The sequence below is a fragment of the Streptomyces sp. NPDC051636 genome, from assembly GCF_044453765.1.
Taxonomy (GTDB): Bacteria; Actinomycetota; Actinomycetes; order Streptomycetales; family Streptomycetaceae; genus Streptomyces.
The window spans coordinates 347,269-363,551 of record NZ_JBITDA010000002.1 but is presented as its reverse complement, the minus strand read 5'-3'; the positions used below and the strand labels follow the sequence as shown (position 1 = coordinate 363,551).

Sequence of the window (16,283 nt, the reverse complement as noted above, 5' to 3'; positions counted from 1 at the left end):
CGTCGGTGTGCGGGGCGCCGTTACGACGCGTCCAGCACCGTGCCGTCCAGGACCAGCCCGCCGGACCGCGTGGCGCCCTGGCCCTCGACCTGCTGGAAGCGCACGGACTCCGCGGGCTCGGCGACCCGGTCCGTGACCGTGGGCAGGGTGACGTCGGCGCTCGGCCTGCCCGCCGGGACGTCCACCCACAGGTAGAGGCCGTCCACCTTGGACAGCGGCCGCTCCGGGTTCGGCGACGCGGCGGAGGTGTCCCTGAGCCACGCCGGGTCGACGTCCTTCGTGGACAGTTCCGTCCCGGAGACCGGGACCGCGGCGAACGCCGTCCCGAAGTCCACGTCGGCGGTCTCGGACAGCGACACCCGCCACTTCAGCGACTGCCCCTCGGTGACCCGGTCGGCCACCGGGGTCACGGTGATCTTCGGCGCGGGGTCGTCATTGTGGACGGTGACCCCGCCCCGGTGGGAGCCGACGATCGCGCCCTTCACGGCCTTGACCAGGATGTCGTGCGGTATGTCGTCGCCGTACCGGGTGTTGCCCTCGACCGCGACCGGTACGTCGATGTCGTGGCCGCCGGGCCGGACCGTCACCAGCCGGTCCTTCGCCTGCCCGGTGACCGGGTCGACGACGTACACGCGCACCTGGCCGGTGCCCTGCCCGGACACCTGGACCGGCACCCGGTAGGTGCGTACGCCCGAGTCGCCCTCGTCGACCGTGGTCCGGCCGACATCGACCCGCGGCAGCCGCGCCGCGTGCACCGCCGGGGTGCCGGGCCGCCAGCCCCAGGCGTCCATCAGCCAGGCCCGCCCCGACCGGGAACGCGGGGCCAGTTCAAGGGACTTGACGTGGTGCAGGTCGAGCCCGGCCCGGCCGGCCGCCGTCAGCGGTACGCGCAGCTCGCGCGCCCAGTACGACGCGGTCCGCTCGCTGCCCGGCAGCCCGTCCACCCGTACCCGGCCGAGGGTCGCCTTCCGGCCGGAGGTGTCGGTGAGGGACACGTCCAGCTGCGTCCCGCTGGTGTTCGGCGGCACGATCACGCGCAGCGCCAGTGCCTCGGCGCCGCCGAGGGAGACCGGCCGGTCCGGGCGGATCCGTGCCGGGGATCCGGCCGACGTCCAGCGCAGCGCGATCGCGTGCCGCCCGGCCTCCTTCTCCGTCTCCCAGGTCGCGAAGTGCGGCGAGGTGCCCTTGACGCCCCGGCCCAGGCAGGCGACGGCCGGGTCGGGGTCGACGGCGGCGCACAGCCGCGCGCCGGAGACGGACACCTTGTCGTCCGGCAGGAACCTCGCGCCCCGGTGCGCGCCGACCGCGTGGCTGAGGACCCGCGCCGGGTCCGCCGACGGGGCCCGCCGGCCCGAACCGTCGAGCAGCGGGCGCACCCGGTCGTCACCGGCGACGAACAGCCGGGCGGCGGCCGCGATGTAGGTCGAGCCCGCCTTGTGCTGCTGGTTGGCGGTCAGCCGGGTCGCCGCACCCTTGGCGCACACCGGGTCCCGGTGGTCCGGGTCGTCCCAGAAGTCGTCCTCCGCCGGAGCCTGCGCCTGCCCCGGCGTCCACTCCGTGTTGAAGAAGTTGTGGTTGGCGCCGATCACGTACACGGCACTGTGCAGGGCGGTGCCGCGGCTGACGCCCCGGGTGCCGTCGACGTACACCTCGCCCTGGAGGTCGGAGACGTCGCCGTCGCAGCCCGGCAGGACCGACACCGACGGCACGTCGGGCACCGGGTTCTGGCCGAAGACGGTCGGGCCGATCAGGACGGTGCCGCTGACGTGCCAGCGCACCGGGCCGTGGTAGCCGTCCTTGCCGGAGGGCGGCGGGTAGAGGCTGTCCATGGCGGCCCGGTTCACGCCCTCGCCGCCCCGGGAGTGCCCGACCAGCAGCACGCGGGACAGGTCGGCGCGCGGCGCGTCACGGACCACCGCCGGTGCGGTGCCGGGGTGTTCGGCCCAGTCGGCCCACCGGGCCAGGTGCAGCCGCACCAGTGAGGAACGGGCCTGCGCCCCGCCGTCCTCGGCCGCCCAGTCCTGGCCGTTGATGCCGTTGGCGGAGATCGACACCGTCACATAGCCCTGCGAGGCCAGCAGTTTCTGGTCGCGCAGATAGCCGCGGTGGCTCGGCACCGGCTTGCTGCCGGACTTGCAGGGCCAGTCACCGGTGACGTCACCGTGCGGTGTGTAGCAGGTGTAGTGGCGGCCGTGCAGGAACAGCGCCAGCGGCCTGCGCCCGGTGGCCCCGGACGGCGCCACCACCACGCCCTTCATCTCCACCGGCTGCGAGAACCCGGGCAGCTTGACCGACTTGAGGGTGTACTCGCCGGTCACCGTTCGGTACGAGCCGGGCTTGCCCGGGTCCACGCCGTTCGCGGGCAGCGGGGCCGGGGGCCGGGCCGCCGCCGCGGCACCGCGGTCCTGCGGGGCGCTGGTGGCCGGCTCGGCGTCCAGCCTCCGTCCGCCCGACCACACTTCAAGACTCTTCAGATCGGCCGGGCGCACACCGTCGAGACCGAGCCGGAAGTCGTGCCCGTCCTTCGCAGGCGTCGGAACGCCCAGCAACCGTCCCGCCGTACGGAACTCCACGCGCGCGTCCCCCATGGGCACCCGCGCGGCCGACCGCCACACCAGCTGCGGCGCTGAGCGCGCACCGGCGATGTGCCAGCCCGGAGGGAGGCTCTCGTCGGCCGCTGCCGTCAACGACCCTGTCTCGGGCGGCTGTTGTGCCTGCGCCAGCCCTGCGGATCCTCCCGCCATCGCGAGTAACACCGCGGCGGTGACCCATATTCGCCGGGCACGGACCACTGTTGACCTCCTCGAACGCCGAGCCGGGGCACTCCGGCAGTCCCGGAGGCCCTCGTGTCCGGGAGGACGGGAAGGGAGGGCTGTGGGTTGCCTGTGGGACTGGGGTGGATTCGGTCAAGCGTCGACGACCGGCCCGTGGGAAAGGGCACCCCCATGAGCCGAACCCCGCGCCCGCTGCGCGCCGCCGTCGTCGGAACCGGACACCGCGCCCGGAGGTCCTCGTCACCACCGTCGATGCCGTGCACGACCACTGCATCGTCCCGGCGCTCGAGGCGGGCTGCCGGGTCGTCACCGAGAAGCCGATGACCGTCGACGCCGAGCGCTGCGCCCGCATCCTGGACACGGTCCGCGAGACCGGCAACCCGCTGACCGTCGCGTTCAACTACCGCTTCAACACCGTGCACGAGAAGGTGCGCGCCCTGCTCGCCGAGGGCGCGGTCGGCGAGGTGCTCTCCGTCCACTTCGAACGGCTGCTCGACGTACGGCGCGGCGCCGACTACTTCCGCCGCTGACACCGGGAGCGGCGGCCTGCTGGTGCACAAGGCGAGCCGCCACTTCGTTCCGGTCAACCGGTGGCTCGCCGACGAGCCGGCCGAGGTCTTCGGCTACGGGCGGTACGGCTTCTACGGGCCCCGAGGCGGGCGCACGCCACGGACTGCGCCGGGACTACGAGCGCGCCCACGGCGCCGCCGAGGCCGCCGGCGACCGTTCGCCCGGGACCTGGCCAGAAACACACCTGCGTGCCCTGTACCTCGACGCCGAGAAGGGCGCTGGAGGCCGAGGAGAGCCGCAGGCAGCCGGCCGCTGACCCGGATCACCGGCAGCGGCGCGCTGCACGGGACACGGCCGCCGAGCACACGGGGGCGTGCGGCTCACCCCGCGCCCGCTGTGGCGGCCCCCGGCAGGGATCCCGCTGGACGCCGCCCACGAGGCGCACGGCGGGGGAGACCCGCGCGTGCTGGACGCGCTGTTCGGGCGCGTGGAGGGGGACCCGGAACGGGCGCCGGCTCTCGAGATCGGGCTCGGCGCCAACCGGTCCTTCGCGACCGGACGGACCGTCACCGGACGGGAGTTGGTCCCCGGCGCCTGGCGGGGCCGAGCCGGTCCGCGCGGCGCGCGGGGGCGGGGGCGGTCAGCTCCAGGCCCGGTACGGCTCGTCGAGCAGCTGGAAGACCGGCTCGCCCCGTACCGGGTCCTTGGCCGTGGACAGCCGCACCCGGTCCCCGCTGTGGATGCCGATGGGCGGACCCATCACCCGCCCGCGGACGACGAAGCCCTCGGCCATCTCGATCAGCGACACGTTGCGCGCGGCGGGCGTGTTGCGGTGCACCACGGTCGAGTGGCGGACCGTGCCCGTGCCGCCGCTGCGCTCGGTGCGCAGGTCGCTGCCCTGGCACACCGGACACAGCAGCCGGTGGTACATGGCGGTGCCACACCAGTTGCAGCGCTGGTAGACGAGGGCGTCCTTGGAGTCCCTGGGGTCCGCGGTCCCGGGGTCGAGGACGCCCGTCGCGGAGCCGGCCGCCGGATGAGCGGCGCTTCCTGAGTGGTGGTACACGCTGGTAACTCCCTGCGCTCGGCCGGAATCCGCGTGCCCGGCACGAGCCGCACACGCGCGTGCGCGGTTCACCGTGCCACCGTGCACGCCGACAGAGTATGGCACTCAGTGCCACTCGTAAAGGCACTCCGTACCCCAAATCTGCGGACCGCGGTTCCGGTTGCCCCGAGCTCAGCCGCGTCCGAGGACCGACTCCAGTTCCTGCACCACCCGCCACAGCGGAGCCCCGCGCCGGGAGACCAGCACGATGACGTCCTCGGGCCGCTCCCCGGGGGGCAGCACCACCGGGGGTCGGCCGAACGTGGACTGCACGTACCCCAGCGCGTGGTCCACCGCCGCGTTCGCGTCGTCCTTGCCGTCCGAACGCAGCCAGGAGCGCAGGGCGTTGTTGTGCGCCGCGACGACCGCCGCCGCGATCACGTCGGCCCGCAGCGTCCCGTCGGGCCGGCCGGCGAAACGGCCGCGCAGGTACTCGGCGAGCGCCCGCTCGTAGCGCCACACCACCGACAGCTCGTACGCGCGCAGCCCCGGCACCTTCTTGGTGAGGCGGTAGCGCTGCACCGAGAAGGTCGGGTTCTCCGCGTACATGCGCAGCACCAGCCGGGCCGCGTCGCACACCCGCCGCACCGGCTCGTGCTCCTCGCCGCTCGCGGCCAGGAAGGCGGTCATGTCGGCCAGACAGCGCTCGTGGTCGGGGAAGACCACGTCCTCCTTGGACGGGAAGTAGCGGAAGAACGAGCGCCGGCCGACCCCGGCGAGCGCCACGATGTCGTCCACGGTGGTCTGTTCGTAGCCGCGTTCCAGGAACAGCTGGAAGGCCGCCGCGACCAGGGCGTCCCGCATGGGCGGCTTTGCGGCGGGTGCCGCGCTGCTGGTGCTCATGGACGTGAACGTAGCACCCGTCCGGATGTCATGGCACTCAGTGCGACTTCTGGGGAACTGAGTGCTTTCTGAACCGGAGGGCCGTCACTTCCGTATCTTCAGCCCGGGGACGGAAGGAGAGCAGCGTGTCGACACCGCCCGACCCGGGCCGGCCGCAGGGCGGCCCGGTCCTCGAACCGATCCGCGTCCTGCGCCCCCGCCGCCTCGACGGCCTCGCCGAGCTGATGCGGGAGATGGAGCAGGACGCGGCCCGTACGGACGTCACCCAGGGACCCGAACCCGTCGAGGACGACACCCAGGAGCTGCCGCGCGTGTCCGAGGCCCCGACCGGGCCCCCGGCCGCCGCGTCCGGCACGGGCCTCTTCGGTTTCGGCCCCGGGCTGCGCCGCGCCGCCGTCGCGGTGGCCGTCACCGCCGCCGCGCTGGTCGGCTTCGGCTGCGCCCTGCTGCTGCCCGGCCGCCAGGACTCCGCCGCGGCCGCCCCGCCCACGCAACCGGCCACCACCGCCCCCGCCGCGCCTGCCACGCCCGCCACCACCGGCCCCACCGCCGCCATCGACCCGGACGGCGCCGGCACCCTCCGCGAGGGCGACAGCGGCCCCGAGGTCACCGAACTGCAGCAGCGCCTGCTGCGCGTCCCGGACGTCTACCGCGACGGCTCCACCAGCGGTCACTACGACGCCGACCTCACCGCGGCCGTGGCCCGCTTCCAGCTCTGGTACGGCATCAGCGGCGACGAGACCGGCGTCTACGGCGACGACACCCGCCGCTCCCTGGAGTCCCGTGCCGGCCTCGCCACCGGGTGACGGACGGCGCGGAGTGAGACGGCGGCGACCGGGGGCACCCGTGGGGTGAGCCGACGCCCGGCGGCGGGCGCGGGGACGGAGGTGAGGCGGGCATGGCGGACGCCAACGTGTTCATGGACCGGCTCGATCCCGACATGTGCGTGGTCACGGCCGCGACGGGCGAGGAACGGTCGGGCTGCCTGGTCGGGTTCGCCTCGCAGTGCTCCCTCAAGCCCGTGCGGTTCGTCGTGTGGCTGTCCAAGGCCAACCACACCTACCCGGTCGCCCTGGCCGCCGACTGCCTCGCCGTCCACCTGCTGACCCGCGAGCAGTACGAGGTGGCGGCCCTGTTCGGCGGGGAGACCGGCGACCGGGTCGACAAGTTCACCCGCGTGCCCTGGACACGGGGGTACGGCGGAGCGGTCGTCCTCCAGGACGCGGCGGCCTGGTTCGTCGGCACCGTGGCGGGGCGGGTCGACGGCGGCGACCACGTCGGCTTCCTCCTCGACCCCGTGCAGTGGGGCGAGCGCCGCGACGGGCCCCTGCTGAGGCTCGCCGACACCCTTGCCATCGACCCCGGCCATCCGGCGGAATGACCCGGCCCGGCGCTCGATCGAACGCCCGGCAACGCACAGGGAAAAAACCGGCGGCGCGGGACTGACGCGCGTCACCCTGGGCAGCCATCACCGCGGCCGGCCCCGCCGCCGGCACCCGCACACCGAACGACCGAAAGCCATGCCGATGACCGGCTCCCGCGTCCCGGGCCTGGTACTGCCCGCCGTGTTCCTGCTGGCCGTCGTCGCGGGCCTGTGCTGGTACTGGCGCCATCGCGGCGACGACTAGTTGTGACCGGACCTCCAGTACGAGGCTTCCGGCCGGCACGCCGAGAGCGCGCGCCCCCGCGCTCTCGCTGGCGGACCCCCACGACACCGCTCCTCGAGGGGCAAACGCTGCCTGCCGGGGCACTGGCTTCGCGCGGGTACCGGCGCGCCGGGCCGTCCCTCCGACGGGCTAGTCCGGCGCGCTGGAGCCGGCGGTCCCGCCGCAGGCTGGGGGCAGGATGCCCGCGCGAGAGGGGGAGACGCCATGAGCGGTGGTTCCCGAACCGCGGGGGCGGGCCCGGCCGCGCGCATGCGCATCGCGGTCATCGGCGACTGTCCCCTCTTCCGGCACGGCGTCTCCCACCTGGTCGCGACCGCTCCCGACCTGCACCTGGTCGTCACCGTGCCGTCGATCGACCGCGCGGACGGTGATCTGCGGGGCGCGGAAGTGGTCCTGATGGACCTGCAACAGTCACCCGCGGCGGTCGCCGCGGCCGTGGCGGAGCTGCGGGAGCGGGGGCATGCCGTCATCGTCGTGTCCTCCTCGCCCCAGGTCGACGCCGTCCGGGTGATCCGGGCGGGCGCCAGCGGCTATCTGAGCCGGCAGGCCGAGGGGGAGGAACTGCTGACGGCGATCCGGATCGTGGGCTCGGGCCACAGTTACGTGTGCGCGCCCGCCGGCTATCTGCTCAGGCGGTCCCCGCACTTCACGGACCGGGAGCGGGAGGTGCTCGGACTCCTCGCCAACGGCGCCACGGACCAGGAGATCGCCCGGCAGCTGCGCATCAGTACCCACACGGTCCATTCACACCTCGACCGCATCGGCGAGAAGACGGGATCCCGGCGCAGGTCCGACCTGACCCGGCTGGCGATCGAGCACGGTCTGACCGACCGGGCCTGAAACCGCGCCCGCCGTCCGCCCGCCCCACTCGGTCCGTCCCCGCCTCACTCCGTCCCGAACGGCACCCGGATGTCCACCACGCACACGTCGTCGCGCCGCTCACCCTCCAGCATCACGGCGAGCAGGGCCTCCAGGGAGCCGGGCTCGTCGGTGTGGTGGGCGAGGACTGCCTCCGCCAGACGGGAGAGACCCGCGTCGAGACCCTCGCCCGGCCGTTCGACCAGACCGTCGGTGTACAGCAGCAGCCGGTCCCCGGGTTCCAGACGGCACTCGGCGGCCTGGTAGACCGGCGCCGCGCACGCTCCCAGCAGCATGCCGGCGGGCCGGTCGAGGAAGCCCGCCTCGCCCCCGCGCAGCAGCAGCGGCGGCAGATGACCCGCCTGGGCCCAGGACAGCCGGCGCTCCTCCGGCTCGTAGCGGGCCAGGACCATGGTCGCGGTGCCGTGGCTGTCCCGGGAGTGCAGCAGCAGCGCGTTCAGCCGGGCCAGTGCGCCGGTCAGCGACGAACCCGTGCTGACCATGCCCTTCGCGGTGAAGCGGAGCTGGGCCATGGTGGCCACGGCGTCGATGCCGTGCCCCGCCACGTCGCCGACCACGAACAGCGCGTTGTGGTCGGGCAGTTCGATCGCGCTGAACCAGTCGCCGCTGACGTGGATCTGCGACTGCGCGGGCACATAGGCCACGTCGACCCGCAGCCCGGCGATCCGCACCGGCTTGTTCGGCAGCGGCAGCAGCGCGTGCTGCAGCCGGGCGGCCATCGCCCGCTCCGCCTGCAGGATGCCGCGCTGCATCAGGACCGCCCGCTCGCTCTCCACCAGCGCCAGTTCCGCACTGCGCTGCGCGGTGAGGTCCTGCACGAAGCCGTGCACCTCGACGGGCGCGCCGTCCTGGTCCGCCACCGCCTCCGCGACGGCGCGCAGATGCCGTACCCCGTCCGCGGTCCTGATGCGGAACGGTACGTCGAACTGGCTCCCGTCGCGGACGAGTTCGGTGACCGCACGGGTGAGGGCGGGTGCGTCCTCGGGCACGACCAGGTCCGGCAGCCGCTCCAGCGGGACGGGGCCGTGCGCGGGATTCCGGCCGAGGATGGCGTACACCTGGGTCGACCACGAGGCCTCGTGCGTGGCCAGGTTCCAGTTGGCCCAACCGAGGTTGCCGAGCCGCTGCACGTCCGCCAGGCGCTGCTCCTGCCGGTCGGAGCGATCGTGCCGGAGCCAGCTGACCACCAGCCCGTCGCCCAGCCGTGCCGCCCGCACCGAGTACGTGGCGGTCTTCGGTACCCCGTCCACCACCTCCTGGTACGCGAACGGCTCGCCCTCGTACGGCTCTCCGGTCATGAGCGCCGTCAGGTACCCCTGCCACAGCGGCTCGCCCGCGACGGACGGATAGCACTCGAGGATGCGCAGGCCGATCAGCCGGCGTCCGGTGCGGCCCAGGACGTCGACCGAGTCCGGGGTCGCGGCGTCGATGCGGTAGTCCTCCACCTCGCCGGACGGACCGCGCAGCGGGGTGAGCAGGATCGCCGTACCCGGGAGCACGTCGAACACGGCCTGTACGGCTTCGGTGACGCCCGGTCCGGCAGAGTCCTGCGGTGCGTCGAACGCGCGCAGCCGGCCGGCGCAGAGCCGGGCGACGGCCAGCAGGAACTCCCGCGTGCGCGGCTGGAACGGTCCCCGGTGCCCGCGCAGCACGCCGAGCGCCACGTCCGCCGTGTGCCCGGTCGGCACGGGCAGCCAGGCACGCGACCGCCATCGCTCGGGCGGATCCCCTATCAGCAGGTACCGCGACTGGTCCGAGGGGAGGTCCTCCAGCCAGCGCGGCTCCCGGGCCCGCAGTGTGTCCAGCGGGGCGACTCCGCTCAGCGGCGGGATCCGGTGCCACTGGGCGGCCAGGGTGTCGCTCACCCCGGCATGTCCGATCAGCTCGAGTCCGCCCTCGGGCAGGCGCCCGTACAGCAGCACGGCGTCGGCCCCCACCTCTGGCCCGAGCCGCTCCAGCAGGCACACGGCGAGCTCCTGCGGCGAGGCGACCCGCACCAGCGCCTTCCCGAGCCGCCCCAGCGCCTCGGAGTGGTCGTCGGGCCCGGCCGCCTGCAGCGCGGTGCCGGTCCAGACACCGAGCCCGGCGCCCGTCTCGGAGCAGGGGTCCGCCCCGTCGCCGCCGTCCGGACGCGGGCCGCCGTCCGTGTTCGGGCCGCCGGCCGTGTGCGGGCCGCTGACCGAGTCCGAGTCGCTGACCGAGTCCGAGTCGCCGTCCGGGAGGGAGCCGCCCGCCGCGGCGAGGCCGTCCAGGGAGCTGGAGTCATCCTTCGGGCCTGCGCCACCGACCGGACGGTCGAAGCCCTCCGGTGCGGAGCCGGCCACCGACTCGCCGGGGGAGCCCTCGGCCTCGAAGGAGCCCGCGGCCTCGGTGCCACCGGCCGTCGCCGGGCTCCCGGGCCCGGAGCCACCGTCCCCGGCCGAGCCCACCGCACGCGGCCCCGCGCGCCCGGTGTCACCGAAGTCGCCCAGGGGCGGCATCAAGGCGCCCAGGGTCAGCCAGCACTCCTCGATGAGCGTGCGGTTGCCGGCCTTGGCGCGTTGGAGGAGTTCCTCGTGGGCGCTTTCGGGCGAGCAGCCGGTCAGGGCCATCAGGGCACCCTTGGCCCGCTCCACGACGGCCGCCGTGGCGGCCAGCTCATGGAGCCGGTCCATTTCTGCGCGCTGCCTGGCCACGACCCTGGCCAGCGCCGCCAGGTCGGGGACGCCGCCGGTCTGCGAGGAAGGCGCGGGCTCGCTGGTCACGCGACGAGCATTGCACACCGGGGCCGGTCCGATCACACCTGCGGAGGGCCGGAGTTCGCCGGGCGGGGAGACCCCTGTGGCGGAGTGTCGCGCACGGGGTCGACGGTGACCCGCCGGATGGGCGCAAAAGCGCAGGTCGGCGCCATAGCGTGGGCTCAGCGGCCGGTGCTGCGGCCGACCAGCGCCTCGGTGACCGCCCGGACGCTGCGGGCGATGTGCTGCAGCTGGAGCACCTCCGCCGCGTACAGCTTGATCGTGTGCTCGATGACCGACTCGGGCAGGCCCAGTACGGGCAGCTCGGCGCGCGCGGTCTGCAGCGCGGTCCGGGCCACCCGGATCTCGTGCTGGACCTGGATCTGGGCGTGCCGGGCGAGCAGCACGGGGTGGCGGATCAGCGCCGGATAGCTGGCGTACCGGGCCGGGACCAGCTCGCGCAGCCACTTGGCCGCCGAGCGCTCCCAGTCGTAGCTCCCGGGTGTCTTGACCTGACAGGGCCAGTCCGGGCTGAGGGTGCGCGTCGTGGTGAGGGGCATGATCATCGCTTCCGGGTGTGCGGCGTCGTAAGGGGTGGTCCGACGGGGTTGGGGCGGCCCCGGCCTAGGGGATGACCGGGGCCGCCACGGGCGCTCGCGCAGGCGACGCCCGACCGAACACCTCCGGCGCCGATGCGGGTAGGGGGCGGCGGCTGGAGGTGTCCGTGCAGGGCCCCGGTCGTCGGTCGCCGGCGCGGCGTGCTGGCTTGCGTGCGCATGGGCGGTCCGTCGGCTTTCTCGGGGCGCGTGCGAGGGGTGAGTCCTTGCGTGCGGAACGTGCCCGGAGTTGGCCGGGTGCGATCCGTGAGCAGTATTTATATATGCCGTCCGCTTTGCAAGACGTATGAAAACATTCATGCGTGCTCTGTGGTGAATGGACCCGGTACGAGGCGGAGCGGATGGGTTTGTCAGTCCTTCAGAAAGAACTGGTGCTGCTCGGCGACCTGCTCGTACTCCTCGAGCCGCGCCTGCGTGCGCTCGGGGTCGGCGTCGGTCATGGCCTGCAGCAGCGCGGCGGCCATCAGGCCGGGGGCGGCGTAGGAGTCGAAGACCAGCCGGGAGCCGGTGCCGGTGGTGAAGGTGACGTCGGCCTCGTCGGCCAGCGGACCGAGGGCCAGGTCGGTCACCAGGGCGACCTTGAGGCCCGCGCCGCGCGCCACCCGGATCGCGGTGAGCGTCTCCTGCGCGTGCCGGGGCATGCCGAAGGCCAGCACCCAGGTGCCGCCGGCCTCGCGGGACTGCAGCAGCGCGTCGTAGGCCACGCTGCCGCCCCGGGTCACCAGCCGTACGTCGGGGTGGATACGGCGGGCCGCGTAGGCGAAGTACTCGGCGAGGGAGACGGAGATGCGCAGGCCCAGCACGGTCAGCGGGGCGGAGCGGGACAGCTCGCGGCCGATCCGGATCACCCGGTCGGGGTCGGCGAGGTCGCGCCGCAGGTTCTCCAGGTTCTGGATCTCGGCGTCGACGGCCGCCTGGAGCTCGTTGCTGCGGTTCTCCTCGGCCGTGCCGGGTCCGCCCGCGAAGGTGCTCAGCGCGATCGACTGGAGTTTCTCCCGCAGCGCGGGGTAGCCGCTGAAGCCGACCGCCGCGGCGAACCGTGTCACGGACGGCTGGCTCACGCCGACCCGGTCGGCGAGGTCGGTGATCGACAGGAACGCGGCTTCGGTGATGTTCTCGATGAGGTACTGGGCGATGCGGCGCTGCCCGGGGGAGAGCCGGGGCCCGTCGAAGAGCTCGCGCAGCCGGGAGGTCGGTGACGCCTCGGCCTCCGGGCCGGCCTTGCCCGAGGTGATCGCGGATGCCTGGGCGCGTGCCTGCTGCGGCGATGGCACCGGTGCGCCTCCTTTGTCTCCCACGAGGACTCAACATAGCTCACGCACCGTGGTGACCAGGGGTTGTCCCACCGACGGCGGCCCGCCGCGCTCACCGCCGGTAGATGGTGATCGAATGACCGACGTCGTCGATCGCACGGCTGCTGTCGATCAGGCCGGCCAGTTTCCCGCGCGCCTTGGCAACCGACGAGTCGGACACGACGAGCAGCCCGTGCACCTCGCTCTGCGGGACGTGGCGCGGATCGCGGCCGTGGATGCCGTAGTACGAGGGCACACCGCTGCCCTTGTAGACGAGCCAGACCCGCTCGCCCGGGTACCGGTCGTGAAGCCGGTCGGCGAGCCGGCCGAGGTCCTGGCCCCAGTCCACGTTGGAGTCGTGCAGCCGCAGACGGGTCTTCGCCGGCCCGCCGAACGCCTCGTTGGCGTACGGCAGGTAGTACGGGAACGTCCGCACCGAACTGACCGCGACGAACAGCGCAAGCGCCCCCGTCACCACGGGCGCCCACCGCCACCGCACCGCGAGCACGCAGCCCGCCCCGACCGCCAGGAACATCGGCATGAACACGGCGTACCGGGTGCCGAAGTCACGCGAGCCGGTCATCGCCGCGGCCAGCAGCACCGCGGGCGGCAGCAGCACGTAGGGCGCCGCGGGCCGCAGCCGCCGCACCGCCACCACCGCGACCGTCCCGGCCGCCCACAGCGCCAGCATGCCGAGCGGGGTCTTCACCAGCAGGGCGACCGGGAGGTAGTACCAGAGGGAGCCGGTGTAGAGCCGCCCGAACAGGTAGCCCTGCCAGGGGTAGTCCTCCAGCCCGAACTGCACGAGCATTCCGTCCCGGTACGCCCGGGGGAACGGCAGCAGGCCGGTCAGGCGCCCGCGCAGGCCGTGCACGACCGGTACCGGCCCGGCGGGTGTGAGGCGCAGGTGCGGGTCCACGGCGAGATAGGCCGCCCAGACGACGCAGACCGCGGCCAGCGCCACCACCACCGCCCCCGCGAGTCCCCGCACCCATGCCGTACGGCGGGCGCCCCGGCCCCGCCGGTACCCGGACACGACCGCCAGCAGCATCAGCACCGGCACCGCCGGCAGGGCGCTCATCTTGGTCGCCAGGGCCGCGCCGAGCGCCGCCCCGGCCAGGGGCAGGTACAGCCGGGGCCGGCGCCGCGCCCGCCACACCAGCCACGCCGACGTCAGCACGAACCCGGCGGCCGGCACGTCGAGGGTGGCCAGCGAGCCGTGCGCGATCACGTCGGGGGAGAAGGCGTACAGCGCGAGCGCCGCCAGGCCGCCCACCGTCCCGACGACCTCGCGGGCGAAGGCGAACACGACCAGCCCGAACAGCAGCGTCAGCGCGATCACCGGCAGCCGGGCCGACAGCATCAGCCGCCACGGGTCATTGCCGGACTCGTAGAGCAGGTGGCGGCCGACTGCGCCCTGGTCGCCGTGGTACGAGGTGTCGTAGTGCGGGCCGGCGACCGCGACCCCGGCCATGATGACGAGCTTTCCGAGCGGCGGGTGCTCGGGGTTGTAGCGCACACGGTGCTCGCGCAGGTAGTCGGTGGCGGTGGCCACGTACACCGGCTCGTCGATCGTGGGCGTCTGCCGCACGGCCGTCGTCACCATCGCGAAGGCCATCTGCGCGAGCAGCAGCGCCACCAGCAGCGGCACCAGCCACCGGCGGTGGCGGCGCAGCCCGTCGTGCGGGCGCGCCCGGGCGGGCAGCGCCGCTCGCGGTGCCGGACCGCCGGCGCCGGGGGCCCCGGGTGCGAGGACCGAGTGCTGTTCGCGCGTCATCGTCCGCCCTGCGGTGCCCCGTGCCGGGCGGTGGCGGGAACGATCGGGGGCCGCGTCATGGCCCTACTGTCGCACCGCTCCCGCCACCGGACGCGTCACCGCTTCACGAGTCGTACCGGCAGACCGTCTGCCGTGTACACCGGTACGGTGCGCAGCCGGTCGGAGTTCACCTCGACACGGTAGAACTGGCCGCGCAGTTGCGGAACGTCGATCACCGGCACCGTGGCGCCCGCGGCCGGCGGCCGGTCGGGGTCCAGGCGCAGCGACAGCACGCCGCCCCGCCCCAGCACCACCCGCCGCTTCACCGCCAGCGGCGCCTTGCGGCCCGCGCGGCCTGCTCGAGGGCGGCGTTGGCCGGGCCGGCGAGGGCCGCGGCGGCCAGCGCGGTGGCCATGACGCGGCCGCCGATGACGCCGACGGTGGAGTGCATGCCCGCCACGATCCGGCTGTGGCTGAGCTCGAACGCACGGGTCACCAGCTCCCGGAAGCGCTCCGGCACCGCGTAGGCCGGCGCGAGGCCCGCCAGGTGGAAGGCGTTGGTGTGCCCGCCGGGGAAGCCGCCGTCGTCGGTGGGGGAGACGCCGCGCCGGCGCAGCAGCTGCGGGGCGACGACCACCTGGGAGTCGTGGACGGGGTAACCGAGTTCGTCGGTCTTCCCGGTGTCGACGACCTCGCTGTCCTCGTTCATGCGCCAGGGGCGCGGGTACCGGCAGGAGTACTCGGCGGGGTTGCCGGAGGCGTACGGGCCGCGCACGGTGTTGACCAGTTCGGCCACCTTGCCCAGTGCGGAGTCGCGGGAGCCCGTGCCGAGCGCCGAGCCCGCCGGGGCGTTCGCCGGCACGGCGTCGCCGATGGTGGTCGCGTCGTCATCGCGTAACTCTGGTGCTGCCGGTCGCAGACGAACGCCTCCTTCGCCTCGGCGTCCGTGCGCGCGCCCGTGATCCGGGTGCGTAGCGCATGTTGGCGCGCAGCGCCTCGGGGCGGAGTACCGCGCCGGTGTCCCGGGCCGAGCCGGTCTTCCGCATCCGGGCGAAGCCGCCGAGAACGAGGAAGGCGCCCAGCGCCTCCCGCAGCTCCGGATCGGCGAACTCCCGCACGTCCTCCCAGGATTCACCCGCCCAGAAGTGCCGCTTGTACGAGCCGGTCGGGCTGTGGAACTCGTAGCGCGCGCACCACGGCACCTCCGGCGACGCCGGCTCCACCCAGCCGTATTCCGGCTCTGCGTCCCAGTAGCGGTCCGGGCAGGCGGCCTCGCCAGCACCTCCTGCCGCCCGTCGGCAGGGGCTGTCCGAGCCGCTCCCAGTCGAGTGCGGATACCGTGATGTCCATCCCCGCGTGGGCAGGCTGACCAGCGCTCAAGCAGGGAACGATCAGTTTTCCGGCGTCCCGCACGGTGACGGCAGCGCGCTCGCCGGTACCACCAGGTCCGCCCGGTCACGGGTCGCCGCGACGAGATCGGCGTTGCGCTGGTCGGTGCCCAGCACCCAGGCGACGGCGGCCTCGTGCTCCTTGCCGAACTCCTCGTGCCGTGCGACCAGTCTGCGGATCCGCTCGTCCTCGTCGGTCTCGACGAACCACACCTCGTCCAGGCAGGGCCGTACCCGTGCCCACGCACCGCTTTCCAGCAGCAGGTAGTTGCCCTCCGTCACCACCAGCCGGGCGGTCGGCGGCACCGGGATCGCGCCGGCGACCGGCTGCTCCAGCACCCGCTCGAAGCCCGGCGCGTACACCACCTCCTCCCGCTCCTCGCGCAGCCGCCCGAGCAGGGCCGCGTACCCGGCGGCGTCGAAGGTGTCGGGCGCGCCCTTGCGGTCGCGGCGGCCCAGGCGGTCCAGTTCGGCGTCGGCGAGGTGGAAGCCGTCCATCGGGACGTGCGCCGCCCAGGATGTCCCGGTGCCGTTGAGCGCGCGGACCAGGTGCTCGGCGAGGGTCGACTTGCCCGAGCCGGGGCTGCCGGTGATGCCGAGGAGGGAGCGCCGGCGGCCCTGGGCGAGGGCGCGGGCGCGGGTGAGGAGGGCGTCGAAAGCCAGGGGCACGCGGGAGAGTCTGCCATCCGCGGTTTCCGCATGATGTGGCGTGCGCCACCCACTTAAACCCGCCCT

General features: G+C 74.1%; 13 protein-coding genes and 1 pseudogene. 4 read left to right on the top strand and 10 right to left on the bottom strand.

Going from position 1 to position 16,283, the window contains the following annotated elements:
• Nucleotides 1-20: 20 nt before the first annotated feature.
• The gene (locus tag ACIBBH_RS05310) at nucleotides 21-2,792 is read right to left on the bottom strand and encodes an alpha/beta hydrolase family protein (RefSeq protein ID WP_399402116.1); all 2,772 of its coding nucleotides are present in this window, start codon (nucleotides 2,790-2,792) and stop codon (nucleotides 21-23) included.
• Nucleotides 2,793-3,031: 239 nt separating this feature from the next.
• Here ACIBBH_RS05310 and ACIBBH_RS05305 point away from each other — a divergent pair, with 239 nt between their 5' ends.
• A complete protein-coding gene (locus ACIBBH_RS05305) occupies nucleotides 3,032-3,304 on the top strand; it encodes a Gfo/Idh/MocA family protein (protein ID WP_399402114.1) in 273 nt (90 codons plus the stop codon).
• A gap of 620 nt (nucleotides 3,305-3,924) precedes the next feature.
• Here ACIBBH_RS05305 and ACIBBH_RS05300 read toward each other — a convergent pair.
• Nucleotides 3,925-4,350: a Zn-ribbon domain-containing OB-fold protein gene (locus ACIBBH_RS05300; RefSeq protein WP_399402112.1), complete on the bottom strand. Its 426-nt coding sequence runs from the start codon at nucleotides 4,348-4,350 to the stop codon at nucleotides 3,925-3,927.
• Nucleotides 4,351-4,521: 171 nt separating this feature from the next.
• Complete coding sequence (locus tag ACIBBH_RS05295; RefSeq protein ID WP_399402110.1) at nucleotides 4,522-5,232, bottom strand: TetR family transcriptional regulator; 711 nt, start codon at nucleotides 5,230-5,232, stop codon at nucleotides 4,522-4,524.
• A 125-nt stretch (nucleotides 5,233-5,357) separates the two neighbouring features.
• Between ACIBBH_RS05295 and ACIBBH_RS05290 the strand changes: the two genes are divergently transcribed.
• The 3 genes from ACIBBH_RS05290 to ACIBBH_RS05280 all read left to right on the top strand — a co-directional run bounded on the left by ACIBBH_RS05290 (nucleotide 5,358) and on the right by ACIBBH_RS05280 (nucleotide 7,739).
• Entirely contained in the window at nucleotides 5,358-6,038 is a 681-nt protein-coding gene (locus ACIBBH_RS05290; protein ID WP_399402108.1) for a peptidoglycan-binding protein, read from the top strand.
• A gap of 92 nt (nucleotides 6,039-6,130) precedes the next feature.
• Nucleotides 6,131-6,613 carry a flavin reductase family protein gene (locus ACIBBH_RS05285; protein ID WP_399402106.1) on the top strand — a complete coding sequence of 161 codons (483 nt, stop codon included), beginning with the start codon at nucleotides 6,131-6,133 and terminating at the stop codon, nucleotides 6,611-6,613.
• A gap of 490 nt (nucleotides 6,614-7,103) precedes the next feature.
• Complete coding sequence (locus ACIBBH_RS05280; protein ID WP_399402104.1) at nucleotides 7,104-7,739, top strand: response regulator transcription factor; 636 nt, start codon at nucleotides 7,104-7,106, stop codon at nucleotides 7,737-7,739.
• 44 nt (nucleotides 7,740-7,783) lie between these two features.
• On the opposite strand, the gene ACIBBH_RS05275 is transcribed toward ACIBBH_RS05280, so the two are convergent.
• From ACIBBH_RS05275 to ACIBBH_RS05245, 7 genes and pseudogenes are all read right to left on the bottom strand, one after another.
• A complete protein-coding gene (locus tag ACIBBH_RS05275; protein WP_399402102.1) occupies nucleotides 7,784-10,522 on the bottom strand; it encodes a SpoIIE family protein phosphatase in 2,739 nt (912 codons plus the stop codon).
• Between the two features lie 155 nt (nucleotides 10,523-10,677).
• Nucleotides 10,678-11,061 (bottom strand): hypothetical protein, encoded by a 384-nt coding sequence (locus ACIBBH_RS05270; RefSeq protein ID WP_399402100.1) that lies wholly within the window; start codon nucleotides 11,059-11,061, stop codon nucleotides 10,678-10,680.
• 401 nt (nucleotides 11,062-11,462) lie between these two features.
• Entirely contained in the window at nucleotides 11,463-12,386 is a 924-nt protein-coding gene (locus tag ACIBBH_RS05265) for a MurR/RpiR family transcriptional regulator (RefSeq protein WP_399402098.1), read from the bottom strand.
• 91 nt (nucleotides 12,387-12,477) lie between these two features.
• Nucleotides 12,478-14,181, bottom strand: a complete 1,704-nt coding sequence (locus ACIBBH_RS05260; RefSeq protein ID WP_399402097.1) for a glycosyltransferase family 39 protein — start codon at nucleotides 14,179-14,181, stop codon at nucleotides 12,478-12,480.
• 95 nt (nucleotides 14,182-14,276) lie between these two features.
• Nucleotides 14,277-14,486, bottom strand: a complete 210-nt coding sequence (locus ACIBBH_RS05255) for a hypothetical protein (RefSeq protein ID WP_399402095.1) — start codon at nucleotides 14,484-14,486, stop codon at nucleotides 14,277-14,279.
• A 17-nt stretch (nucleotides 14,487-14,503) separates the two neighbouring features.
• Nucleotides 14,504-15,224: pseudogene (locus tag ACIBBH_RS05250) on the bottom strand (phosphatase PAP2 family protein); the annotation flags it as partial.
• Between the two features lie 327 nt (nucleotides 15,225-15,551).
• Nucleotides 15,552-16,217, bottom strand: a complete 666-nt coding sequence (locus ACIBBH_RS05245) for a nucleoside/nucleotide kinase family protein (protein WP_399402093.1) — start codon at nucleotides 16,215-16,217, stop codon at nucleotides 15,552-15,554.
• Between the last annotated feature and the right edge of the window lie 66 nt (nucleotides 16,218-16,283).